General features: G+C 70.2%; 21 protein-coding genes. 13 read left to right on the forward strand and 8 right to left on the reverse strand.

Going from position 1 to position 24,011, the window contains the following annotated elements:
* The first annotated feature begins 25 nt into the window (after nucleotides 1-25).
* From ASH01_RS06035 to ASH01_RS06045, 3 genes are all read left to right on the forward strand, one after another.
* Entirely contained in the window at nucleotides 26-688 is a 663-nt protein-coding gene (locus ASH01_RS06035; RefSeq protein WP_056772919.1) for a Type 1 glutamine amidotransferase-like domain-containing protein, read from the forward strand.
* A 78-nt stretch (nucleotides 689-766) separates the two neighbouring features.
* The gene (locus tag ASH01_RS06040; protein ID WP_056772923.1) at nucleotides 767-2,818 is read left to right on the forward strand and encodes an MDR family MFS transporter; all 2,052 of its coding nucleotides are present in this window, start codon (nucleotides 767-769) and stop codon (nucleotides 2,816-2,818) included.
* A 150-nt stretch (nucleotides 2,819-2,968) separates the two neighbouring features.
* Nucleotides 2,969-3,529: a dihydrofolate reductase family protein gene (locus ASH01_RS06045; protein WP_056772925.1), complete on the forward strand. Its 561-nt coding sequence runs from the start codon at nucleotides 2,969-2,971 to the stop codon at nucleotides 3,527-3,529.
* A gap of 125 nt (nucleotides 3,530-3,654) precedes the next feature.
* On the opposite strand, the gene ASH01_RS06050 is transcribed toward ASH01_RS06045, so the two are convergent.
* A complete protein-coding gene (locus ASH01_RS06050) occupies nucleotides 3,655-4,578 on the reverse strand; it encodes a hypothetical protein (RefSeq protein WP_056772928.1) in 924 nt (307 codons plus the stop codon).
* A 275-nt stretch (nucleotides 4,579-4,853) separates the two neighbouring features.
* On the opposite strand from ASH01_RS06050, the gene ASH01_RS06055 reads away from it, so the two are divergent.
* From ASH01_RS06055 to ASH01_RS06080, 7 genes are all read left to right on the forward strand, one after another.
* A complete protein-coding gene (locus tag ASH01_RS06055) occupies nucleotides 4,854-5,498 on the forward strand; it encodes a TPR end-of-group domain-containing protein (protein WP_056772932.1) in 645 nt (214 codons plus the stop codon).
* A 41-nt stretch (nucleotides 5,499-5,539) separates the two neighbouring features.
* On the forward strand, nucleotides 5,540-6,073 hold the full coding sequence (locus ASH01_RS06060; RefSeq protein ID WP_056772935.1) for a GNAT family N-acetyltransferase: 534 nt from the start codon (nucleotides 5,540-5,542) through the stop codon (nucleotides 6,071-6,073).
* 138 nt (nucleotides 6,074-6,211) lie between these two features.
* Complete coding sequence (locus ASH01_RS06065; RefSeq protein WP_056772938.1) at nucleotides 6,212-6,784, forward strand: mycothiol transferase; 573 nt, start codon at nucleotides 6,212-6,214, stop codon at nucleotides 6,782-6,784.
* A 151-nt stretch (nucleotides 6,785-6,935) separates the two neighbouring features.
* Nucleotides 6,936-7,346 carry a 4a-hydroxytetrahydrobiopterin dehydratase gene (locus tag ASH01_RS23890; RefSeq protein WP_327191909.1) on the forward strand — a complete coding sequence of 137 codons (411 nt, stop codon included), beginning with the start codon at nucleotides 6,936-6,938 and terminating at the stop codon, nucleotides 7,344-7,346.
* A complete protein-coding gene (locus ASH01_RS23895) occupies nucleotides 7,343-7,642 on the forward strand; it encodes a VOC family protein (protein WP_327191911.1) in 300 nt (99 codons plus the stop codon). Before ASH01_RS23890 ends, ASH01_RS23895 begins: the two co-directional genes overlap by 4 nt.
* Nucleotides 7,643-7,874: 232 nt before the next feature.
* Nucleotides 7,875-8,963, forward strand: coding sequence for a glycerophosphodiester phosphodiesterase family protein (locus ASH01_RS06075; protein ID WP_056772941.1), 1,089 nt, complete (start codon nucleotides 7,875-7,877; stop codon nucleotides 8,961-8,963).
* Between the two features lie 59 nt (nucleotides 8,964-9,022).
* Nucleotides 9,023-11,038 carry a phosphocholine-specific phospholipase C gene (locus ASH01_RS06080; RefSeq protein WP_056772943.1) on the forward strand — a complete coding sequence of 672 codons (2,016 nt, stop codon included), beginning with the start codon at nucleotides 9,023-9,025 and terminating at the stop codon, nucleotides 11,036-11,038.
* A gap of 115 nt (nucleotides 11,039-11,153) precedes the next feature.
* Here ASH01_RS06080 and ASH01_RS06085 read toward each other — a convergent pair whose 3' ends face one another.
* Genes ASH01_RS06085 through ASH01_RS06105 form a run of 5 tightly spaced genes read right to left on the reverse strand, consistent with a single transcriptional unit; the run spans nucleotide 11,154 to nucleotide 19,317 of the window.
* On the reverse strand, nucleotides 11,154-12,392 hold the full coding sequence (locus ASH01_RS06085; protein WP_056772946.1) for an MFS transporter: 1,239 nt from the start codon (nucleotides 12,390-12,392) through the stop codon (nucleotides 11,154-11,156).
* 28 nt (nucleotides 12,393-12,420) lie between these two features.
* Nucleotides 12,421-13,170: a respiratory nitrate reductase subunit gamma gene (gene narI / locus ASH01_RS06090; protein ID WP_056772947.1), complete on the reverse strand. Its 750-nt coding sequence runs from the start codon at nucleotides 13,168-13,170 to the stop codon at nucleotides 12,421-12,423.
* Nucleotides 13,167-13,853, reverse strand: a complete 687-nt coding sequence (narJ, locus tag ASH01_RS06095) for a nitrate reductase molybdenum cofactor assembly chaperone (RefSeq protein ID WP_056772950.1) — start codon at nucleotides 13,851-13,853, stop codon at nucleotides 13,167-13,169. The genes narI and narJ overlap by 4 nt, the downstream gene beginning before the upstream one ends.
* Nucleotides 13,850-15,541 (reverse strand): nitrate reductase subunit beta, encoded by a 1,692-nt coding sequence (narH, locus tag ASH01_RS06100; RefSeq protein WP_056772953.1) that lies wholly within the window; start codon nucleotides 15,539-15,541, stop codon nucleotides 13,850-13,852. The genes narJ and narH overlap by 4 nt, the downstream gene beginning before the upstream one ends.
* Entirely contained in the window at nucleotides 15,541-19,317 is a 3,777-nt protein-coding gene (locus tag ASH01_RS06105) for a nitrate reductase subunit alpha (protein ID WP_056772956.1), read from the reverse strand. The genes narH and ASH01_RS06105 overlap by 1 nt, the downstream gene beginning before the upstream one ends.
* Nucleotides 19,318-19,575: 258 nt before the next feature.
* Here ASH01_RS06105 and ASH01_RS06110 point away from each other — a divergent pair, with 258 nt between their 5' ends.
* Together ASH01_RS06110 and ASH01_RS06115 are read left to right on the forward strand one after the other, a co-directional pair.
* Nucleotides 19,576-20,343, forward strand: a complete 768-nt coding sequence (locus tag ASH01_RS06110) for a helix-turn-helix transcriptional regulator (protein WP_056772958.1) — start codon at nucleotides 19,576-19,578, stop codon at nucleotides 20,341-20,343.
* Nucleotides 20,344-20,422: 79 nt separating this feature from the next.
* Nucleotides 20,423-20,707 (forward strand): ANTAR domain-containing protein, encoded by a 285-nt coding sequence (locus ASH01_RS06115; protein ID WP_056772962.1) that lies wholly within the window; start codon nucleotides 20,423-20,425, stop codon nucleotides 20,705-20,707.
* Between the two features lie 52 nt (nucleotides 20,708-20,759).
* Here ASH01_RS06115 and ASH01_RS06120 read toward each other — a convergent pair whose 3' ends face one another.
* Both ASH01_RS06120 and ASH01_RS06125 read right to left on the reverse strand, forming a co-directional pair.
* On the reverse strand, nucleotides 20,760-20,996 hold the full coding sequence (locus ASH01_RS06120) for a hypothetical protein (protein ID WP_056772964.1): 237 nt from the start codon (nucleotides 20,994-20,996) through the stop codon (nucleotides 20,760-20,762).
* A 40-nt stretch (nucleotides 20,997-21,036) separates the two neighbouring features.
* Nucleotides 21,037-21,483 carry a hypothetical protein gene (locus tag ASH01_RS06125; protein WP_056773051.1) on the reverse strand — a complete coding sequence of 149 codons (447 nt, stop codon included), beginning with the start codon at nucleotides 21,481-21,483 and terminating at the stop codon, nucleotides 21,037-21,039.
* A gap of 181 nt (nucleotides 21,484-21,664) precedes the next feature.
* Between ASH01_RS06125 and ASH01_RS06130 the strand changes: the two genes are divergently transcribed.
* Nucleotides 21,665-24,010: a molybdopterin cofactor-binding domain-containing protein gene (locus ASH01_RS06130; protein ID WP_056772967.1), complete on the forward strand. Its 2,346-nt coding sequence runs from the start codon at nucleotides 21,665-21,667 to the stop codon at nucleotides 24,008-24,010.
* The last annotated feature ends 1 nt before the right edge of the window (nucleotide 24,011 follow it).

Below are 24,011 nucleotides of genomic sequence, written 5' to 3' on the forward strand. Positions count from 1 at the left end.
CCAGCCACACCAAGGAGCCCCAGCGATGAAGCTGCTTCTCACCTCGGGCGGCGTCACGAACACCAGCATTCGCGATGCGCTCGTCGGCATGTTGGGCAAGCCGATCTCCGAGTCTGCCGCGCTCTGCATCCCGACCGCCCAATGGGGGCACCCCATGTGCGGGCCGCGGTCGGTGCACCGATTCGTCACGGGCGGGGACCCGGGAGACGCCATGACCTCGCTGGGGTGGAAGTCCGTGGGTGTCCTCGAGCTCACCGCCCTACCCACCATCGGCACGGAGCGATGGGTCGAATGGATCCGTGAGGCCGACGTTCTGCTCGTCGACGGCGGCGATGCCGCGTACCTGTGTCACTGGCTGCGGCAATCCGGCCTGGTCGACCAGCTGTCCTCCCTGACCGACACGACCTGGGTCGGAGTCAGCGCCGGGAGCATGGTCATGGCGCCCCGCATCGGTTCGGACTTCGTCAAGTGGCCGGCGGCAAGCGACGATCGGACTCTGGGGCTCGTGGAGTTCGCGATCTTCCCTCACTTGAACGCTTTTCCGACGAACACCCTTGCGGACGCGGAGCGGTGGGCCACTGAGATCGGCGGCCCGGCCTATGTCATCGACGAGCAGACCGCCATCAAGGTCATCGGCGACTGTGTCGAGGTGGTTTCCGAAGGCGAGTGGCACACGTTCGGGCTGTAGAGCATCGGTCAACCCCGGGGGGGCAACGGTGGCTTCGATGGAGGGGCGGGCCCGGTGGTTCGGGCCTAGTGTGAGCAAATGAGCCAGGTGGAGGCGTCCGAGGACGATCTGACCGAGGTCGGCGACCCGCCGCTGCTGGGCTCGTCGGAGCGCAACGTCGCCTTCGCGCTGATCATGGGCGGGATGCTCTTGGCGGCGCTCGACGGGACGATCGTGGCCACTGCTCTGCCGACGATCGTGGGCGACCTGGGTGGTGCGCAGCACATGAGCTGGGTGGTGACGGCGTACCTGCTGACCCAGACCATCGCCACGATCCTCGGTGGCAAGTTCGGGGACCTGTTCGGCCGGAAGTCGATCTTCATCGGCAGCATCGTGCTGTTCACCGTCGCCTCGATGCTGGCCGGGCTCTCCCACTCGATGACCTGGCTCATCGCGTCACGCGCCCTGCAGGGCATCGGTGGAGGCGGCCTGACCATCACCGCCACGGCCATGATCGCCGACATCATCCCGTTGCGTGAGCGGGGCAAGTACCAGGGCGCGATGGGCGCGGTCTTCGGGGGAACGACGGTGCTCGGGCCTCTGCTCGGCGGCTTCTTCACCGACCACCTGTCGTGGCAGTGGGTCTTCTACGTCAACGTCCCGATCGCACTCGTCATCATCCCGTTGGCTGTCAAGTTCCTCCCGTCCGTGCCGACCTCCGGGCGCCCGATCTTCGACACCTTCGGCATCGTCTTCATCTCGCTCGGGTCGGCCGCGCTGATCCTTGCGACGAGCTGGGGCGGGTCTGAGTACGGTTGGGGATCGCCGACCATCATCGGGCTGGTCCTCGGGGGCGTCGTGTTCCTGGGCTGCTTCGTCGTGGCCGAACACCGAGCGGCCGAGCCGATCCTTCCGCTGAGACTGTTCCGGCGGAACGTGTTCAGCGTGAGCTCGGTTCTCAGCTTCATCGTCGGCTTCGCTCTGCTGGGCTGCATGACGTTCCTTCCGACGTACCTGCAGTTCTGCCAAGGCGTCAGTGCCACGGTGTCCGGGCTGCGGACACTGCCGATGGTGCTCGGGCTCATCGTGGCGTCGGTGGGTGCCGGCAACGTGGTCAGCAAGACCGGCCGCTACCGGGTCTTCCCGATCGTCGGCTCGGTGGTGATGGCGGTCGGGATGTGGTTGCTCTCGCGGCTCGACCAGCACTCGACGACCCTTGAGACGTCCGGCGCGATGCTCGTGCTCGGTGTCGGCATCGGTCTGTCGATGCAGGTGTTGACGATCATCGTCCAGAACACGGTGGAGTACCGCGACCTGGGGGTGGCGACGTCGGGAGTCACCTTCTTCCGGACCATGGGAAGCTCGTTCGGGGCGGCCGCGTTCGGCACGCTGTACGCCAACCAGCTGGCTCCCAACCTGGCCAAGGCCGTCGTTGCCACCGGCGCGGACCCGACACAGGTCACCTCGCCCGCGGCTGTCCAGGGCCTGCCGCCGGCTCAACAGGCTGCGGTCGTGGCGGCTTATGCCGACACGCTTCAGTACGTGTTCGCCTCCGCCATCCCCGTCGCCGTGCTGGCCTTCGTGGTCGCGTTGTTCCTCAAGCAGGTCGCGATGCGCGGGCTGACTCAGCCAGGGGCTTCCGAGATCGGACCGGCCTTCGCGATCCCGGACCAGCGCTCGGCGCAGGAGCAGCTCGAGGGCCAGGTCGTGCGGATCCTGCGGACTCGGTTGCCCGAGGCCGCCGAGAGGCTGCTGCTGTCCTCCCAGTCCGGGCTCGACGGCGTCCAGGTCTGGACCCTGCGCCAGGTCGCGATCCAACAGATCCATGTGCACGGCCCGGCAGACCCCTACGACATCGCCTCCTCCCACCGGGTGCCGATGGCCCTGATCCAACCGGCGCTCGACGACTGCGTCATGCGCGGGCTGCTCCAGGCGGTGGACAGTCGGATGGAGCTGACAGACCGGGGTCGCGAGCAGTTCCGAGCCTTCGTGCGAGAGCTCTGGCAGTGGCTGGTCGTCGAGGTGGAGCTCGCCAACGGAGAGCCGCTCGACGAGCAGGGCCGCGAGGATCTGCGCACCATCGCCCGACGTCAGATGCTCTCCGACGACCCCGTCACCGAGCCGAAGGAGCTTGCGCAGGCCGGCGCCTGACTGTCGGCACTCTCCATCGGCCCCTGTGTACGGCGAATCCGATCTTGGCGGCCGAGCAAGCGGCCCCTGAACCTCGTCGGTGGCCCGGCCGGGGGAGTTTGAGTACGGTCCGGTGAAGACGCGCTGCGCGCCTCAAGGGAGAGCAACGAGATGAGACCACTTCGATACTCGATCAACGTCACACTCGACGGCTGCTGCCATCACGAGGCGGGGCTACCCCCCGACGAGCAGTCGATGCGCTACTGGACGGCCGAGCTGGAACGAGCCGATGCCCTGCTGTTCGGCCGGGTGACCTACGAGATGATGGAGTCGGCGTGGCGGCAGCCGGCCACGGGCACGTGGCCTGACTGGATGGATGAGTGGCAGATCCCGTTCGCCGAGACCATCAACCGGACGAAGAAGCACGTCGTGTCGAGCACGCTGAGCGGGGTCGACTGGAATGCGGAGCTGGTGCGAGGCGACGTGGGGCAAGCGGTTCAGCGGCTCAAGCAGGAGCCAGGCGAGGGTCTGTTCGTGGGTGGCGTGACGCTTCCCCTGGCGTTGGCAGATCTGGGACTGATCGACGAGTACGCGTTCGTCGTGCAGCCGGTCCTTGCCGGACACGGGCCGACCTTGCTCGCCGGTCTGCGCGAGCGCGTCCAGCTGGAGCTCGTGGATCGCCAAGAGTTCCGGTCGGGGGCGGTCGCCCTGCGATACCGGCCCAGGCAGTAAGGGCTTCACGTGATGTGGCCGCCTGAGAGCCAGTGAAGCCGGTCGAGCCGTCGTGATCCCGCTGCTCTGGGAGGACGCCGGAAGTCGCCGTTCAGACGTCTCGGTGACGCGCACCCGTCTCTGGGTCAATGCGTCCCCGACGGCCCCCGTGGTGCGCCAGCCCGCGACTTCCCGGTGAGCAGTGTGACCGCGGCGAGGAGACACAGCACGGTGCCACCGATCGCGGGGGCCGAGGCCCACGTGGCCGTGCCGATCCCGGCGTTCGACTGGAAGCCTCCGCCCACCTCGAGGACGAGCAGGTAGGCGGCGGCAGAGACGTTGGCCGCCGCAGCGAGCACGGCGCCCCAGGGGCGGCAGAGCCACAGCAGGACGCCGGAGAGGAGGAAGGCCGGCGCGAGAACGCCGAGGTCGAGGGCGTAGACGAGGTGGACCGCCTGCGGTGGCATGACGTCGACGGGCAGGAGGCCGGTCACGGCGAACCGGACCGACAGGGTCCCCCAAGCGGCGACGAGCCCCGCCCCGAGCAGCATCGTGAAGGCCGCGACCAACCGTGCTGGCGGGCCGGTGCGGATCCGAGCAGCCGTGGCTTCGACCCGGAGGCTCGACCCGAGCAGGATCAGGGCGTACGTCGAGGCCGAGAAGGCGGCGACGTGAAGGAGGAAGACGTCGCTGAACGCGGCGCCGAAGGCGTAGTAGGCGTAGTTGTAGATCCCGTAGAAGAGCAGGCCGAGCCACACGGCGACCGACGTGGCCGAGGCGCGGGTTGCGCTGAGGTACAAGCTCAGCGCGAGCGCGGGCACGACGACTGCCAGCGTCACGAGGTCGTTGCCGCGTAGTGCGGCTATCGCCCAGGCCTGCTCGGGGTAGAGGCCGGGCACGAGCAGTCCCAGAAGAGACTGGACGAGCATCAGGGCGAGGACCAGGACCGAGAGCACGCGGGCAGCGGTCAGTCGCGGGCCCGCGCGCAGCAGGGCGATCGCGCCTCCGGGGGGTGATCCCGTGCCCCGGACCCTGTTCTCGACCCGACCGGCGACGCGCTGGGCAGCCATGGGCTACCAACCTCCTCGGCGACGAGGCGTGCGCTCGAGCGGCGCCCCTCAGCGCGCTCCGCGCACGCCTCTTGCTCCACGGTAGCCCGTGGGCGAGGCAACTCGAGCCGCCCTGTCGGCAGCCTCACACGAGGCACGGATACCCGTCATGCGACTGCCGATGAGCGGCTCCGGCAGAGCGAGTGACCTGCGGTTCCCGCAACCTTCCGGAAGCCGACCGTCCTGAAGGGCCCGTAACGTGGCAGGCAACGCTCGCCATGCGAAGGAGCTGGGCCATGACCGGCTACGCAATCGCCCACCTGGATGAGATCGATGAGTTCAGCGACGCAGGGGCCCACTACCGACCTGTCCGCCACCACCTGGGCATCTCGGCCTTCGGGGCCACGGTGTGGACCGCCCGCACGGCGGGTGACGTCCTCATCAACGAACACGACGAAGACGACCCGGCCGCTGACCAGGAACTGTTCCTCGTGCTGCACGGTCATGCGGTGTTCGAGGTCGACGGGGACCGGGTCGACGCGCCGACCGGCACCCTGGTCTTCGCTCCTCCCGGCACCGGGCGCAAGGCCTCAGCCCTCGAAGGCGACACGACCCTCCTGGCGATCGAGGGCACGCCAGGAGGGGCCTACGCGGCCCGAGGTTGGGAACTGTGGGCTCCACTGGCCCCCCGGTACCAGGCGGGGGAGTACGCCGAGGTCGCCGCCCGTCTAGCAGCGTTGGTCCGTGCCAACCCGCAGTACCCCATGTTGTTCTTCAATCTCGCCTGCTGCGAGAGTCAGTGCGGTCGGACGAGCGAGGCACTCGAGCACCTCCAGCACGCCATCGAGCTGTCGGACGAGTTCAGGGAGTCGGCAAGGAACGACTCCGACCTGGATCCGATTCGAAACGAGCCGGTGTTCACGGAACTGATGCGGCCCTAGCACCCCCGCGACCGACTCGGGTCGTTCGCTAGGTTGCGCCCATGCGGACCATCACCTCGGCGCGACTGGTTCTCAGACCATGGGAAGCCGGCGACGCCGACTTCCTCCTCGACCTCGAGGGCCGTTGGGAGGTCGTGCGCTACCTGGGGGCCGACCCCACGACCATGACCTCCCGTAGCCAGGCGCTCGCCTCGATCGAACGCCGACGCGCCATCAGCGAGCACCCCGTCCACGGCATCTGGGTCATCACCGACCAGGCCGGCGCGCGGCTGGGAAACCTTCTGCTCAAACCCATTCCACTGTCAGCAGGGGAAGATCCATCCGACCCCGCGGACGTCGAGATCGGCTGGCACCTGCATCCGGACACGTGGGGCCACGGATACGCGACCGAGGCTGCGCGCGCCGCATCCGTCGACGCGGTCGCGCGCGGCCAGAGCCGGATCATCGCCGTGACCCATCCCGACAACCACCCCTCGCAAGCCGTCTGCCGGCGCATCGGCATGCGCCACCTGGGCGCGACCACCCGCTACATGGACACGTCCTGCGAACTGTTCGAGCTGACCCGGGACGGCTGAGCGCTCCTGCCGCCCGGAGGCGGTCGCCGAGCTCTCGGCACGACGTATGCCGTCTCGGCCTCGCCGGGATGTCGACCACTTCGCGGTCGACCGGGTTTGCGGACGTCTCTCGTCCGGATGCCTTTCTAGTGTGGACGTATGACGAGCACCTTCGGCTTCACGCCCGGCCAGCCACCAGAGTGGGACGTCGAGCGCTTCATGCGCGGCGACGAGGTCGACACGGCCGTGATCACCCTGGAACGAAACCGGTTGACCTTCGCGTGGAAGTGCGCGGACGTCGCCGCCGCGGGGATGAGTCTTCGGCTCGGGGCGTCCTCGGTGACGCTCGGCGGTCTGCTCAAACACCTGGCCTGGGTCGAGGAGCTCTACTTCCAGCACCGGCTCGCCGGTCGTGCGTTCATGTCGCCCTTCGACGCGCTGGACCTCGAGAGGGACTGGGACGACTGGGCCTGGGCCACGGCGGCCGACGACACCCCTGACGCCCTGCGTGCGCTCTGGGTCGAGACCGTGCACCGCTCCCGGGCGTCGCTGACGGAGGCGTTGTCGCGCGGCGGCCTGGACCAGACGACCCACGACGGGATGAGCCTGCGCCGGTTGCTGGCCGACATGATCGAGGAGTACGCCCGCCACACCGGACACGCCGACCTGCTCCGCGAGCACGTCGACGGGGCGACCGGCGAAGGCGCTCCGAGCGACTTCCCGGTGCCCTGAGCCCCGCGGCTCGGAGTCGGCCACCGCTCACAGCGATGGTGGCGGCGTCCGGTGTCGACGGGACCCAACCGCGAACGGTTGCGACGACGACGGAAACGGACCGATGTCTCCGAGCCGTCAACCGTGGTGATCGCAGCTATGGTCCCCGTCTATGGACATGCTGAGGGGCGCACAGATCGCCGAGGCCGACCTGACCGACTGGCGCAAGCTGGCCCAGGGACTGCACGCCCGATACGTGGTCGACGGGTTCGGCACCGGCGTCCGGTTCGTCGCCGCCGTGGGCGAGGCGGGTGACACGCTCCAGCACCACCCGCACGTGTCGATCGGCACGGAGTGGGTCGACCTCAAGCTGGTCAGCGACGACGCCATCTACCGCGACGACGAAGGCACCGAGCACGTCGTCGAATGGGTGACGCAGCAGGACGTCGACCTCGCCCGACGGATCACCGAGATCGCCGCCGACCACGGCTCCGGGCCGACCCGGCGTCGGTCAGCGACATCGAGCTCGGCCTCGACACCGCGCGCTCGTCGACCATCGCCCCGGTCTGGGCCGCCCTCCTGACGGGGAGTGCCGAGTCCCAGGGGCGCGGCACGCCCGGTGACGAGATCCGGGACGCCACGAGGCGCGTGCCCAACCTGTGGTTCGGGGACGCTGACGAGCAGCAGACCACGGGTCAGCGGTTCCACGTCGAGGTCTACGTCGCGCCCGAGGCGGCCGCGCAACGGATCGCCGCCGTCCTCGCCGCGGGCGGGACCGTCGTCGACGACAGCGATGCACCCGCGCTCACCGTGATCGCCGACCAGGACGGCAACAGGGGAGTCCTCTGCGTCGATGCGTCCGCGGTGAAGCAGGACTGACGCCCGAGCCCGGATGACGGGCCGCCGGGGGAGGGAGCGTCGGGGCGACGGCAAGCAGGTCCCTGCGGCGCGGGCTGAAGGCGCTGGTGCCGGTTTCGGCGGACGTGCGCTGGGCGTCCGCTTCGTCCGTGTTCGGCCAGGGTTCACGGAAGCGCCACGTCGAGGGCACCACAGCCCTGCGGGACGTCCCTAGCGTCGAGGGGCCAGCCCAGCCCCGAGCGAAGGATCTCCCATGCACGTACGCCGTCTCCTGGTCAGCCTGGCCCTGACCGGCCCCCTGGCAGCACTGACCCTCGGCCCGAGCGCCGCCGCCACCCCGGTCGCCGCCACAGGCTCCCACGCCGTCCTGCCACAGCAGACCCACTTCGACCTGCAGGCGCACCGCGGGGGGATCGGCATGACGACCGAGGAGTCCCTCGAGGGCTTCGCCAAGGCGATGCGCCTCGGCGTGACGACGCTCGAGCTCGACACGCAGGTCACCAAGGACGAGAAGGTCGTCGTCAACCACGACCGTCAGGTCAGCGTCCAGAAGTGTCGCGACACGGCCCCGGTCACGGCCGGTGACCCGATGTACCCGTACGTCGGCAAGTACATCAAGGACCTGACCCTCGCCCAGATCCGGACGATGGACTGCGGCTATCAGCAGCTGCCCGGATTCCCTGAGCAGGAGCGGGTGCCCGGCTTCCGGATGGTCGAGCTGGGGGACGTGCTGAACCTCGTGAAGTCCTACCGCGCCAAGCAGGTGACCCTCAACATCGAGACGAAGGTCGAAGCCGGCGCGCCCGAGCAGACCGCGCCGCGAGAGCTCTTCGTGCGCCGCGTCTACGAGGAGATCCATGCCTCGGGCATCGAGGACCAGGTGACGATCCAGTCCTTCGACTGGGGCGCCCTCAACGTCATGCACCGGCTCGCGCCGACCTGGCCGCTCGTCGCCCTGACGAACCACGACTTCCTCCAGGTCGGCAAGCCCGGCGCGTCACCGTGGCTCGGCGGTGTCGACGCCGACGACTTCGCTGGTGACTTCGTTGCGACCGCCGCGGCGGCGGTTCCCGGGCTCACGGCTCTCTCGCCGAACTACGGCTTCCCGCAGAACGGCACGGTCGCCGACCCCGGCTTCCGCTTCTACCCCGACCGGGCCATGGTCGACGCCGCCCACGCCCGGGGGCTCAAGGTCATCCCTTGGACCTGTGACGACCCGGCCACGATCAGCGCCCTCATGGACCTCGGCGTCGACGGCGTCATCACCGACTACCCGAACCGCGTCCGCACGATCATGGCCGACCGCGGCATGCGCCTGCCCAAGGCGTACGCGCCGCGCTGAGCCACCCGGCATACGCCATCGCTCACCCTGCCCGAATCCCCACACCACCAGGAGTTTCCATGGTCGACCTCGACCGTCGCCGCTTCCTCAAGATCGCCGGTGGCGCCGCCGCCGCGACGATGCTCGACGAGAGCATCGCCCGCGCTGCCGCCATCCCGGCCAACCGGGCCACCGGGTCCCTCAAGGACGTCGAGCACATCGTCGTGCTCATGCAGGAGAACCGGTCCTTCGAGCACTACCTCGGCAGCCTCCGCGGTGTCCGCGGCTTCGGTGACCCGCACCCGGTCCGGCTCCCGAGCGGCAAGGACGTGTGGCACCAGTCCGACGGCACCCGCGACGTCCTGCCCTTCCACCCGAGCGTCGACGACCTCGGCGCCGCCTTCCTCGAGGGCCTGCCGCACAGCTGGACCGACGGGCAGGCCGCCGTCAACCGAGGGCACTACGACGGCTGGGTGCCGGCCAAGGGCACGACGACGATGGCCTACCTCGAGCGCCAGGACGCGGCCTTCCACTACGCGCTGGCCGACGCCTTCACCGTGTGCGACGCCTACTACTGCTCGTTCATCGGCAACACCGACCCGAACCGCTACTACCTGTGGTCCGGGTGGACGGGCAACGACGGCAAGGGTGGCGGCCCAGTCCTCTACAACGACGAGCTCGGCTACGACTGGCGCACCTACCCCGAGCGGCTCGAGCAGGCAGGCGTGTCGTGGAAGGTCTACCAGGACGAGGGCACCGGGCTCGACGCCGCCGGCTCCTGGGGCTGGACGTCGGACCCCTACATCGGCAACTACGGTGACAACTCGCTGCTCTACTTCAACCGCTACCGCAACGCCGGGCCGGGAGACCCGTTCTACGAGAAAGCCCGTCGCGGCACGAGGGCGCGTGACGGGCAGGACTACTTCGAGCCGCTGCGCCGGGACGTCGAGGCGGGCACCCTCCCGTCGGTCAGCTGGATCGCGGCTCCCGAGGCGTTCAGCGAGCACTCGAACTGGCCGACGAACTACGGCGCCTGGTACATCTCCAAGGTCCTCGACACCCTGACCTCGAATCCCGAGGTCTGGGCCAGGACCGTCCTGCTCATCACCTACGACGAGAACGACGGCTTCTTCGACCACCTCGTGCCCCCGCACGCGAACTCGCCTGTCATCCCTGGCGCCTCGACGGTGTCGACGGCCGACGAGTTCTACGACGGCGAGCACGGCCCCGGCGCCTACGGCATGGGTCCACGCGTGCCGATGTTCGTCGTGTCGCCGTGGAGCACGGGTGGCTGGGTCTCATCGGAGACCTTCGACCACACGTCGGTCATCCGGCTCATGGAGACGCGCTTCGGGGTCAAGGAGCCCAACATCACGCCCTGGCGACGGTCGGTCGCCGGCGACCTCACCTCGGCCCTCGACTTCTCGAAGACCGTGGAGAAGGTGCCCGCACTGCCGAGCACGACGAGCTGGAAGCCGTTCGACGACCAGCGACACCCGTCGTACCGGCCCACGCCGCCCGCTGAGGGGAAGATGCCGTCGCAGGAGCCGGGGACGCGCCCGGCGCGCCCGACCCCCTACGACCTCGTCGTCCGTGAGCAGCAGACCCGCGGGGCCGTCACCGTCGACCTCGACAACCGCGGGCGCCGAGGCACGCACGTCCAGGCACGGCTCGTCGAACCGGCCGGGCCACCGCACAGCTACACGGTGGGTGCCGGCGACGAGCTGCGGGCGACGTGGCCCGTCAACGGCGACTACGACATCCACCTGCACGGGCCGAACGGCTTCTTCCGGCGCTTCGCGGGTGACACGAGGACGGACCGCATCCGCGTCGAGGTGACCCGGGTCGGGCGCACGCAGCGCCTGTCGGTCACCGTCGAGGCGCCGCGCGGAGTCCGCGTCACGGTCGAGGACGCGTACGGCGCCCGCACCACGGTCGGCCGTCGACCCGTCGTCGTCGACACGTCGACCAACGGCGGGTGGTACGACCTCACCGTCGTCGCCGAGGAGGGCACCTTCCTGCGAGGCTTCGCGGGGCACCTCGGGACGGGCCGTCCGTCCATCAGCGAGCCGGCGCTGGGCCACGCCGACGGCTGACCCCACGGCTGGCGTATGCCGGGTGCCGGGCACCCCGGGTCGAGCACCCCGGGTGCCCGGTGACGCCGCTGGCGTCGCCGGCGTCGCCGGCGTCCCCGAGCGACCGTGCCTGCCGTCAGGCCGTGCGCCGACGGTCGCCGGACGAGCGGATCCCGACCTGCGAGAAGACGAGCGCGCAGGCGGCCACGAGTGCGAGCAGGGCGAGCCCGAAGCCGTACTGCGGGAAGACCTTGTCGTAGGTCGCCCCGAGGACGAGGGGCGGGAAGTAGCCGCCGAGGCCGCCGGCGGCGCCGACGAGGCCGGTCACGCTGCCCACCCGCTCCGGCGGTGCGAGGCGCGCGACCCAGGCGAAGACGCCGCCGGTGCCCAGCCCGAGGAAGAAGGCCATGGCGACGAACGACAGGCCCGCCGCCACCTCGAGGGGCGGCCGGAATGCCAGGACGACCGCGAGAACGGTCGTGCCGGAGAGCGAGATGGCGAGGACCGCGCGCGGCCCGATGCGGTCCGACAGCACCCCACCGATGGGTCGCGCGACGACCGCCGCGACGGCGAAGCCGGCCGTGCGCGTACCCGCTGCCGTGAGGTCGAAGGCGTAGACGTCCTTGAGGAAGGTCGGCAGGTAGGTCGAGAAGGCGACGAAGCCGCCGAACACCACGGCGTAGAGGAACGACATCTGCCACGTCACCGGCAGCCTGATCGCGGCCGCCAGCTTGGGGACGACGGGGTCGGTGTTCGGCGTCCAGGCCGGTGAGTTGCGCATGGCGGACCAGCACAGCGCGGCGGTTGCGACGAGCAGGACGGCGATGATGACGTGCGTCAGCGTGTAGCCGAACCACGTCACCATCCGCGGCGTCAGGGCCGATGAGAGCGCCGTCCCGCCCATCCCGGCGCCGAAGACGCCGGTGGCGAACCCGCGCCGGTCCGCCTGGTACCACGCGTTGACGAAGGGGACGCCGACCGCGAAGGTCGTGCCCCCGATGCCGAGGAAGAAGCCGAAGAGGAGCATCAGCGGGAACGACCCGAGGTTGCCGGCCAGGGCGACGAGGAGCACGAAGGGCACGGTGAGCAGGGTCAGCACCGGGAACATGACGCGACCGCCGTAGCGGTCGGTGAGCGCGCCCACCGGGATGCGCCCGAGCGAGCCGACGAGCACCGGTGTCGCGACGAGCAGCGCCTTCTGGCTGCTGCTCAGGTGCATCTGCTCGGTGTACCTCACCCCGAGCGGCCCGATGAGGTTCCACGCCCAGAAGGTCACCGCGAAGGCAAAGGTCGCGAGGGCGAGGTTCCGGCCCTGACCGCTCAGGCCGACCTGCGGCGGGGACGGCGTGGACGCGGTCGGTGCGCTGGTGCTCATGGCTCTCCTCGAGGCAGGGTCGGTCGGGTCAGTGTCTGCGGTCGCGGTCGGAGGTGCCGACGCCGCTCCAGCCGGGCCGGCTGGAGCGGTTGCCGGAGGTCCGGCCGGCGCGCGACCGGTAGACGATGTAGGGCCGGAAGAGGTAGTGCAGCGGGGCCGTGAAGGCGTGCACGAGCCGCGTGAAGGGCCACAGCGCGAAGAGCAGCATCCCGACGATCGCGTGGACGTGGAACTGCACCGGGGCCGCCGCCATCGCCGTCACGTCCGGGCTCAGCAGCAGCACCGACCGGAACCACGGCGAGACGGTCTCGCGGTAGTTGTGTGCCTCGCTGCCCGCCCCGACGCTGACGAGCGTCGTCCAGAGGCCGAGGACGATGGCGCCGACGAGCAGGACGTACATCAGCTTGTCGTTCTTCGTCGTCGCCATGAAGACCGGCCCGGTCGTGCGGCGCCGGTAGACGAGGATGAGGATGCCGGCCAGCGTGCAGACCCCCGCCAGACCGCCGAAGAGCAGCGCGTTGACGTGGTAGAGCCCCTCGCTGACGCCGACGGCCTCGGTCCACGACTCGGGGATGACGAGTCCGCCGACGTGGCCGACGAAGACGAGCAGGATGCCGAAGTGGAAGAGCGGCGACCCGATGCGCAGCAGGCGCGACTCGTAGAGCTGTGAGGACCGGGTCGTCCAGCCGAACTTGTCGTAGCGGTAGCGCCAGACCGTGCCACCGACGAGGCTCGCGATGCAGAGGTAGGGGAGGATGCCCCAGAGGAACGTGCTCATGACCCTCCACCCCTCGGTGCCCCGGTCGAGGCCGGTTGCAGCGGAAGGAGCCTCGGGTCGTAGGGCTCGAGCCCGACCGTCTCCGTCGGGTGCGGTCCGCTCAGCCCGACCATCTCCATGACCGCGGCGCGGTCGGGCGGGGACTCCCCGGGAAGGGTCGCGCACACGGCGACGACGGCGGCGGCATACGCGCTCTTCTTCTCCTGCAAGGCGATCCGCAGCAGCTCGAGGCTCGCGCGGTACTCCTGGAGCAGCGCGACGCCGGCCTCCGGGTCGACGCGTGCGGTGAACTCGAGCACCATCGGGAGGTAGTCGGGCAGCTCTCCGTGCGTGTCGACGACAGCGCCACTGCTGCGGTATGCCGTCTTGAACCGTCCGAGCACCTCGCCCCGCCGGCGCGTGTCGCCGTCGGTCCAGTAGGACAGGTAGAGCGCGTGCTTGCGGCTGAGGTCGAAGGTGTCGACGTAGGCGCGCTGGAGATCGGCCAGAGGGGCTCCATCGAGGTGGGCGACGAGACTCGCCAGGGGCGTGGCGGCGGCCGAGTCGGCCTGCTCCGCAAGTGCATCACGCATCGAGGGAAGCCCGGCGACGAGCTCGGCGGTCGGGTAGTCGAGGCAGCGTCCGGCGACGAGGTGCACGACCCGGTCGTCCCGTGGTGCCGCCCGCCGGCGCAGGCCGATCACGGCGCGTCCCCGTCCGAGCGGCCCGGGAAGAGACCCGGGGGAGCGCCGTTGCCGTCCCAGTTGAGCAGGTTGACCCGCCCGGTCAGGGAGCCGGACTCGGTCGTCGCCATGGCCGTGTCGGAGGTCTGCCGCTGCTTGAGCGCGTTGAACGTCTCGACGGCCACCGGTGCCGGACGTCCGCTCGCCTCGCCGAACGGACCCGACTCGTACATGCCCGGCCCCTCGTCGAAGTCGAGCGAGCAGCCGATCTCCTCGAGCTCGTGGGCCCGCTCGACGTGCGCCGTGGGGATGACGTAGCGGTCGGCGTACTTCGCGATCGCCATGAGGCGGTACATCTCGTAGAGCGACTCCTCGCTCATGCCGACCGCCGCGGGGATCGCGGGGTCGCCGTCGCGGCCCAGCGACACGTCGCGCATGTAGGCGCGCATCGCGGCGAGCTTCTGGAGCACGCCGGTGACGATGTCGGTGCGGCCGGCCGTGAAGAGCTCGGCGAGGTAGTCGACGGGGATGCGCAGCGCCTCGATCGCTCCGAAGAGCACGGTCCGGTCCTCGGCGTCGTGACCCTGCGACGAGAGGACGTCGACGATCGGCGACAGCGGTGGGACGTACCAGACCATCGGCATCGTGCGGTACTCCGGGTGCAGCGGCAGGGCCACCCGGTAGGTCTTGGCGAGCGCGTAGACGGGCGAGCGCCGCGCCGCGTCCATCCAGTCGTCCGGTATGCCGTCACGCCGGGCCGCGGCAACGACCTCGGGGTCGCTCGGGTCGAGCAGGAGGTCGAGCTGCGCCTCGTAGAGGTCGCCCTCGTCGGGGGTCGCCGCCGCGGCCGTGACGCGGTCGGCGTCGTAGAGGAAGAGGCCGAGGTAGCGCAGCCGCCCGACACACGTCTCGGAGCAGACCGTCGGCAGCCCCACCTCGACGCGGGGGTAGCAGAAGGTGCACTTCTCGGCCTTGCCGCTCTTGTGGTTGAAGTAGATCTTCTTGTACGGGCATCCCGTGATGCACTGCCGCCATCCGCGGCACCGGTCCTGGTCGACGAGGACGATGCCGTCCTCCTCGCGCTTGTAGATCGCGCCCGACGGGCAGGACGCCATGCACGACGGGTTGAGGCAGTGCTCGCAGATGCGCGGCAGGTAGAACATGAAGGTCTTCTCGAGCTCGAAGCGGACCTTCTCCTCCGACTCGCGCCGCACCGAGGCGTTGAGCTTCGCGACGATGGGGTCGAGGTGGCCCATCTCGCTCGCGCCGCCGAGGTTGTCGTCCCAGTTGGCCGACCACGTGATCTTCGTGTTCTCGCCGGTGATGAGCGACTTCGGCCGGGCGACCGGGAAGTCGTCTCCGAGGGGTGCCTCGATGAGGGTCTGGTAGTCGTAGGTCCAGGGCTCGTAGTAGTCGGCGAGCTTGGGCTGCACGGGGCTCGCGAAGATGCCGAGGAGCTTCTGCACCCGGCCACCCGCCTTGAGCTTGAGGCTGCCGCGGTGGGTGAGCGTCCAGCCGCCCTTCCACGTCTCCTGGTCCTCGTAGCGGCGCGGGTACCCCTGTCCCGGGCGGGTCTCCACGTTGTTGAACCAGACGTACTCGGTGCCGGCGCGGTTGGTCCACGCCTGCTTGCACGTGACCGAGCACGTGTGGCACCCGATGCACTTGTCGAGGTTCATCACCATGCCCATCTGGGCCATGACACGCATCAGTACGTCACCTCCTGCGATCGCTTGCGCACCGTCGAGACCATGTCGCGTTGGTTGCCCGTCGGTCCGAGGTAGTTGAACGTGTAGGACAGCTGGGCGTAGCCGCCGATGAGGTGGGTCGGCTTGACGAGCAGCCGCGTCACCGAGTTGTGGATGCCGCCGCGGCGACCGGTCGCCTCCGACTTCGGCACGTCGATGGTGCGCTCCTGCGCATGGTGGACGTAGACCACGCCCTCCGGCATGCGGGGGCTGACGATCGCCCGGCCGACGAGCACGCCGTTGGTGTTGAGGCACTCGACCCAGTCGTTGTCGGCGACGTCGATGGAGCCGGCGTCCTGCGGACTCATCCACACCGTCGGGCCGCCGCGTGAGAGCGAGAGCATGAGCAGGTTGTCCTGGTACTCCGAGTGGATCGACCACTTTGAGTGGGGCGTCAGATAGCGGACGGTGACCTGCTTCGACCCGTCTGGCCCGAGCTTCGGCTCACCGAAGAGGCGGTGCATGTCGAGGGGCGGCCGGTAGATGGGCAGCGCCTCGCCGAGGTCCTGCATCCAGTCGTGGTCGAGGTAGAAGTGCATCCGACCGGTGAGGGTGTGGAAGGGCTTGAGGCGCTCGATGTTGACGGTGAAGGGCGCGTATCGCCTCCCGCCGGTCTCGGAGCCCGACCACTCGGGCGAGGTGATGACGGCCACCGGTGCGCTCTGCGTGTCGGCGAAGGTGACGTGCTTCTCCTCCGAGCCCTCGGCGAGGTCGACGAGCTTCTTGCCGACCCGCTCCTCGAGGGTGCGGAAGCCCTGCACCGCGAGGTGACCGTTCGTCGTGCCGGAGAAGGTGAGGATCGCCTCGGCCAGCTTCGCGTCGGTGTCGATCGCCGGACGGCCGTCACCGGCGCCCCCGAGCATGACGCCGTTCCTGGCGGCGAGGCGGGCCACCTCCCCCTCGACCCGGTAGGTGACGTTCTTGACCGTGAAGCCGAGGCTGTCGGCGAGCGGGCCCACGGTGGCGAGCTTCTCGCTGATCGCGGTGTAGTCGCGCTCGACGAGCTGGAAGACCGGCATCGTCCTGCCCGGCACGCCAGGGTGCCCCGTGGCCCGCCAGTCGACCGCGCGCCCACCGGGTTGGGCCGTCTCGCCGGGTGTGTCGTGCATGAGCGGCACGCTGACGAGGTCCTTGCGGACTCCGAGGTGGGTGCGGGCGAGGTCCGAGAGCTTCTCGGCGAGGAGGTGGAAGAGCTCGAAGTCGCTCTTGGCCTCCCACGGCGGGTCGATGGCGGGCGTGAAGGCGTGCACGAAGGGGTGCATGTCGGTCGAGCTGAGGTCGTGCTTCTCGTACCACGTCGCTGCGGGCAGGACGATGTCGGAGAGCAGCGTCGTCGACGTCATGCGGAAGTCTGCCGAGAGCAGCAGGTCGAGCTTGCCCTCCGGCGCCTCGTTGTGCCATTTCACCTCGGACGGCCTGGGTGCCAAAGGGTTCTCGCTGCCCAGGACGTTGTGGTGCGTGCCGAGAAGGTTGCGCAGGAAGTACTCGTTGCCCTTGGCCGAGGACCCCATGAGGTTGCTCCGCCACAGCACGAGGGTGCGTGGCCAGTTCTCCGGAGCGTCGACGTCCTCGATCGCCGAGGTCAGCGTGCCGTCGTGCAGGGCGTCGGCGACGTAGGCCGCTGGGCTGGCGGCGGTGCCCGCGTCGACGGCGGCCTGGGCGTTCTCCGCCACCTGGAGCGGGTTCGTGCCGAACTGCGGGTAGAACGGCATCCACCCCATCCGGGCGGACTGCGCGATCGTGTCGGCCGTGTGCTTGCCGGCCAGATGCCCTCTGGCGAGGGGCGAGTTGAGCGAGTCGGCGGAGTAGCCGTCGTTGCGCCACTGGTCGGTGTGCATGTACCAGTACGACGTGCCCGTCATGGTCCGGGGCGGCCGGCCCCAGTCGAGGGCGTTGGCGAGGGAGATCCAGCCGGTGATCGGTCGGCACTTCTCCTGGCCGACGTAGTGCGCCCAGCCGCCGCCGTTCCGACCCATGCAGCCGGTGAGGATCAGCAGCGAGAGGATCGCCCGGTAGGTCGCGTCGCCGTGGAACCACTGACAGATGCCCGCGCCCATGATGATCATCGAGCGCCCTTGCGACTGCTCGGAGTTCGTGGCGAACTCGCGAGCGATGCGGATGCACTGCTCCGCGGGCACGCCGGTGATCTCCGCCTGCCAGGCAGGCGTGTAGGGCGCGGTGACGTCGTCGTAACCCGTGGGCCAGCTGCCCGGCAATCCTTCTCGCTCGACGCCGTACTGCGCGAGCATGAGGTCGTAGACGGTCGTCACGAGGTGGCCGCCGACGCGCCGGGCGGGAACTCCTCGACGCAGCACCGAGCCGGTGCCGTCGGGCTCGACGAACGCCGGGAGCAGCACCTCGACGGCCTCGGCGGCGCCGCCCGTCATCGTCAGGGCGGGGGCCACGCCGTCGAGGTCGAGGTTCCATCGGCCCTTGCCGGAGTCCGCGTAGCGAAAGCCCATCGAGCCGTTCGGCACGACCGGCTGTCCAGTCACCTCGTCGAGCAGCACCGTCTTCCAGGCATCTTCGTCGGGAACGGCGGCGCCATCAGCCGAGAGGTCGGACGCGGTGAGGAACTTGCCGGGCACGAAGGGGGCACCGGCCCCCTCACCCGACGCGGCGGCATACGGCTCCTCGGGTGCCTCCAGACGGATGAGGAAGGGGAGGTCGCTGTAGGTGCGCACGTAGTCGGTGAAGAAGGGCACCTCACGGTCGACGAAGAACTCCTTGAGGAGCACGTGGCCCATGGCCATCGCGAGCGCTGCGTCCGTGCCGGCCTGGGCGGGCATCCACTCGTCGGCGAACTTCGTGTTGTCGGCGTAGTCGGGGCTGACCGTGACGATCTTCGTGCCGCGGTAGCGGACCTCAGCCATCCAGTGCGCGTCGGGCGTGCGGGTCACCGGGACGTTGGAGCCCCACATCATGAGGTAGGTCGCGTCCCACCAGTCGCCCGACTCCGGCACGTCGGTCTGGTCGCCGAAGACCTGCGGGCTCGCGACGGGCAGGTCGGCGTACCAGTCGTAGAAGCTCGTCATGACGCCGCCGATGAGCTGGATGAAGCGGGTGCCGACGCAGTGCGACACCATCGACATCGCGGGGATCGGCGAGAAGCCGGCGACGCGGTCGGGGCCGTACTCCTTGATCGTGTGGACGTGCGCGGCGGCCGCGATCTCGACGGCTTCGCCCCACGACGCGCGCACGAGGCCGCCCTTGCCGCGGGCGCTCTGGTAGCGGCGGCGCTTGTCGGGATCGGTCGTGATCTCGTGCCAGGCGGCCACCGGGTCGCCGAGGCGGCCCTTGGCCTCGCGGTACATCTCGAGGAGGACGCCACGCACGTAGGGGTAGCGCACGCGGGTGGGGGAGTAGGTGTACCAGGAGAAGGCCGCGCCGCGCGGGCAGCCGCGGGGCTCGTACTCCGGTCGGTCGGGGCCGACGGACGGGTAGTCGGTCTGCTGCGTCTCCCAGGTGATGATCCCGTCCTTGACGTAGACCTTCCACGAGCAGGAGCCGGTGCAGTTGACCCCGTGGGTCGAGCGAACGACCTTGTCGTGGCTCCACCGGTCGCGGTAGAAGACGTCGCCCGCTCGCCCGCCCTCGCGGAAGACGGCACGCCCGTCGTCGGACTCCTCCCAGCGCGTGAAGAACCGACCGGCGCGGAGCAGCGCGGCCGAGGCCGGGCCGTCGACCCCACCCCTGGCCGTGTCGGTGCTGCGGAAGGCCGCGCTCACGGGTGCCACCCCGGTCGGGCAACGCGGTGGGGCAGGAGAGGCATGAGTCCTCCAAATCGACGATGGGGGGTGCATCGAAGCGATCGGTTGCGCGGGTTCGACGACCGCCGTGGCACGGCCCCGGTGTCCCCGAACTGAGCGCAACGCTACTGCTCCCAGCGGGTTCCGGCGCGGCAAACGGCTATCGGGCCAACGGCATTCTCGATCCCGCTTTTCGCTGAGGCAGGCTCTGGCTTATCCTCCAAATCAACGAAAAGGAGGATCGGCGTGCCAGGTGCCATCCGCTGCGACGTCCAGACGTCGCCCATGCGTCGGGCCGTCCTCGACCTGCTCGCCGACTCCGGCGACCCGGTCGGGACCCACGACGCCTCCGCCGGGACGCGCGGCCGCGAAAGAGGCGGGCTCAGCGCCTCCGAGGTCGGTGCCGCCCTCGGCCTCCACGTCACCACGGCCCGCTTCCACCTCGAGCGGCTCGTCGGCGCCGGGCTGGTCGCGACCGTGCAGCGGCGCGGCGCCGTGGGTCGGCCCCGCAAGATCTACGTCGACGCCCGGAGCACGCGGCCGGGCCTCGCGAGCCAGGAGGCCCTGCATGCCTTCACCGAGCTGCTGACGAGCGCCTGGTCCGACGCGGCGGACGGCTCGCCCGGCGACCCCGAGGGCGCCGGAGAGCGCTGGGTGCGTGGACGGCGCGAGGAGCCCGCGCCGCCGCCGGCCTCGACCCCGGGTGGCTGGCTCGGCAAGGTCGGCATGGCCGTCGACCTGCTCGACGAGTGGGGCTACCGGCCCGAGCTGGCCACCTCCGAGGGTGGCCGTACCGTCGAGCTCACCCTCAACGACTGTCCCTTCCTCGCGATGGCGCGGGCCCACCCGGAGGTCGTGTGCGCCATCCACCGGGGGCTGATCCGCGGCACCATGACCGCCGTCGGCGAGGAGGGCGCCGAGGTCGAGCTGCAGCCCTTCGTCACCGATCGCACGTGCTCGGCACGTCTCACGACGCCAGCCACCTTCGGTCGCGAGCGGCCCGCTCGGGCCTGACGCCGCACGGTCAGGTCGGGTCCGAGCCGGCTGGTGGCCGCGGTGAGAGGACCGGGCACCTGCCGGGTATGGGTGCGAGGTGAGCACGTCGTCAGCGCCCGGAGCCCCGCGCGGCCGGTCAGAGGGCGCCAACGGCCGGAACGTCGGCCGGACCCTCGACCGGTCCTCGGCGACCTCAGGGCGGTCGGGTCCGTCCGACGGCATCGACCTCGCAGTGGCCGTCGACCTCGTGGTGGTGCGCCGCGGCCTGACCGCCGACGAGGCCCACGCGCTGCTGTGCAGGCACGCCGAGGCAACCGGCCGCGACCTCGACGACGTGGCGAGCGACGTCATCGACCTCGGGACCTCGCGCCTGCCGCGCTGAGGGGCAACCGCGGGATCTCGCGCCTCGTCGGCGAGTGGCTCGCCGACGTCGGCTAGGGCTCGGGGGGAGCCTCGCCATTGGCCACGGTCTCGACCCAGTCGACGGCGGCGTCCGAGAGCTCCAGCCCGTCAGGCCCACGGCCGGCGACCCACCAGGCGTCGGGGTCGACGGGACCGCTGACTCGCGTGATGTCCTCGACGACGTCGAGCGGGAGCGGTTCGCCGTTGTGGGCGACGATCCAGTCCCTGGTCTCGGGTCGCACAGCGGACCACCACGTCTCGAGTGACATGAGCCCACTGTCGCAGCCTCGCGGGCGCACGTCGAGGGCCTCAGCCCGCAGGCGCCGGAACCCGCGACGGAGGGGCGAGCAGCCGGCGCACGACGAGCCGGCTCAGCAGGAGCGTGAGGATGAGCAGCGTCACCGACACGAACCCGCCGAGGCTGACGCTGTCGCCGAAGACGAGATCGATGGTCTTGAGCACGACGAACTTGCTGCCGACGAGGACGCCCCACAGGAGCAGCCCGGCGCCGACCTTGCCCACGGCGCTGCGCGCGGCGGTGAACCGGCCCCTCGCCCGCTTCTTCACCGCGACGACGACCTCGAGGACGCCCTTGAGCAGGACCGCCGTGAGCAGCGACAGCGTGAAGGTCTCGCTGATGACCGCTGGGACGTACTCGATGAAGAGGTTGAGCACGACGACGTAGACGAAGACGTCGACGACGTCGGCGGCGCGCCCGGTATTCGATCGGGGCGTCGGATCGACCTGACTGGGCACGGAACCCACTGTATGGGTGCCATCTCGCGGCGCCCGTGACATCGCGCCTCGTCGGCTCGTTGGGGCAGGGCAATCCGGATCCGCCTCTGCGGCGAACCACGGAGGCACCACCACGTGCGACCCGCCCCCACCCCACGGCACCCCGGACGCACGTGCACGTTCCGAGAAGGGACCCCAGTCAATGACGACGACGCCCGGCCACCCGCACGCCCAGAGCTCCGTCCGAGCCCATGGCTCACCAGCCGACGGCATCAGCCGTAGGCGCTTCATCGGCTTCGTCGTCGCCGGGGCCACGCTCACCGTCGCGGCGGAGGTCGGCGGCGCCGCTCCTGCCTCGGCCGCGGTCCCCAGTGCGCCGCAGGTGCCCGAGCTCTACGACCTCGGCGACCTCCAGACCCACTCGGCGCTCCCGACGTCGCAGCTGATCACCATCACCGTCGACGACCACGGCCTGGCCCACTTCGCGATCCCGCGGATGGAGGTCGGGCAGGGCATCACGACGGCCGCGGCCATGATCATCGCCGACGAGCTCTCGATGCGCGTCGAGGACGTACGCGTGACACTGGCCCCCGCGCGCCCCGAGCTCGTCTTCAACCAGCTCACCGGCGGGTCGAACACGATGCAGTCGATGTTCACCCCGATCCGGGTGGCCGCCGCGGTGGCCCGTGGGGCCCTCCTGGAGGCCGCGGCGGCCGCGCTCGGCGCCACCGTGGCCTCGCTCGTCGCCAAGGGCGGTGTCGTCACCGCTCCGGACGGCGGCACGCGAACGTATGCCGAGCTGTCGGGCGCCGCCGCGAGCTCGACGACGACGGCCGTGGACGTCGAGCTCACGGCGACGAGCTCGTTCGACGTCATCGGCACGCCCCGCAGCCGGATCGACGCGCTCGATGCCGTGACGGGGCGCAAGCGCTTCACCATGGACCTCGACGTGCCTGACGCCCTGCCGACGATGGTGTGCCGCCCGCCCACGCTCAACGGATCGCCGCGCAGCGTCGACAACCTCGCGGCGGTCCGGGCCCTGCCCGGCGTCACCGACGTCGTCGTCGTCGACACGGGTGTCGCCGTGCGGGCCGAGACGTTCGGCCAGTGCATCGACGCCGTCCGCGCCCTCCGGGTCACGTGGGACGGCGGCCCCGTCGAGGGCGAGTCGGACGACTCGGTGCTGCGCCGGCTCAAGGCCGCCGAGCTGCCCATGACCGTGCCCAAGGTGCCGCTGCTGGCGCAGACCGTCGACCTGCGCTTCGAGTTCATGTTCCGCAGCAGCGCGGCCCTCGAGCCCAACTGCGCCATCGCCGACGTCCGCGACGACCGAGCCACCGTCTGGGCCGGCCTCAAGGCTCCCATCGTCGCCCAGCGCAACATCGCCAAGGCCCTCGGCCTGCCGATCGCCCGCGTCGCCGTCAACGTCGTGACCGGCGGAGGGTCCTTCGGGCACAAGCTCTTCGGTGACGCGGCGATCGAGGCCGCGAAGATCTCCCGGGCCATGGGCAAGCCCGTCAAGCTCATGTGGCACCGGGCCGACGAGCCCCGTCAGGGGCGCACGCACCCGATGGCGACGTCACGGATCCGCGCCACGCTGCTCGCGGGTGAGGTGCTCACCTTCGAGCAGCGGCACACGAGCATCAAGACCGACTTCTCGCACGGCCTGGGCGAGCGGCTGACCGCGATGGCGTCAGAGCTCCCCGCCGGCCTGGGCAACCTCGGTCTGGCCGAGTCGATCTTCACGCTGACCCAGGAGCTGCCCTACGACTTCGGGGTCGTGACCCAGCTGCTGGGCGAGGTCGACATGGGCTTCAACACCGGCAGCATGCGCAACATCTACTCGCCCGACGTCGCCTGCGCCAACGAGCTGTTCATCGACCAGCTCGCCAAGAAGCTGCGCAAGGACCCGCTCGCCTTCCGCCTGGCGTTCCTGCGCAACGAGCGCGTCAAGGCCTGTCTGCGCAAGGTCGCCGAGGTCGGGCAGTGGGGACGGTCGATGCCGTCCGGCACCGCCCAGGGGATCGCGATCCACTCGGAGTACAAGGGCGCGACGGCGGTCCTCGTCGAGATCGACTGCCGCCCCGAGACCGTGAACCGGCAGGTCCGAGACGCTGTGACCGGTCCCCGCGTCACCAAGGCCGTCATCGCCATCGACGCCGGGCTCGTCGTCAACCCGCGCGGACTCGAGGCGCAGATGATGGGCGGCGTCTCCGACGGCATCGCGCTCGCCCTGACGAGCAGCAACCACCTGCAGGACGGTCACTTCCTCGAGGCGAGCTGGGACAACTACTTCTACACGCGCCAGTGGAACGTGCCCCTGACCTTCGAGTGCATCGTCATGCCCTCGGACGCCGAGCTCCCCGGCGGCGCAGGGGAGGCCGGCGTCGCCGCCTCCGTCGCCGCCACGGCGTGTGCCTACGCCCGCGCCACCGGCACCGTCCCGACCCGGTTCCCGGTGAACCACGGGACCGTGTCGTTCACCCCGAAGACCTTCGTCCCCCCGGTGCCGCCGTCGCCCACCGACGGCCTCGCCCACACCTACTGAG

Source organism: Terrabacter sp. Soil811, assembly GCF_001429655.1.
Taxonomy (GTDB): Bacteria; Actinomycetota; Actinomycetes; order Actinomycetales; family Dermatophilaceae; genus Terrabacter.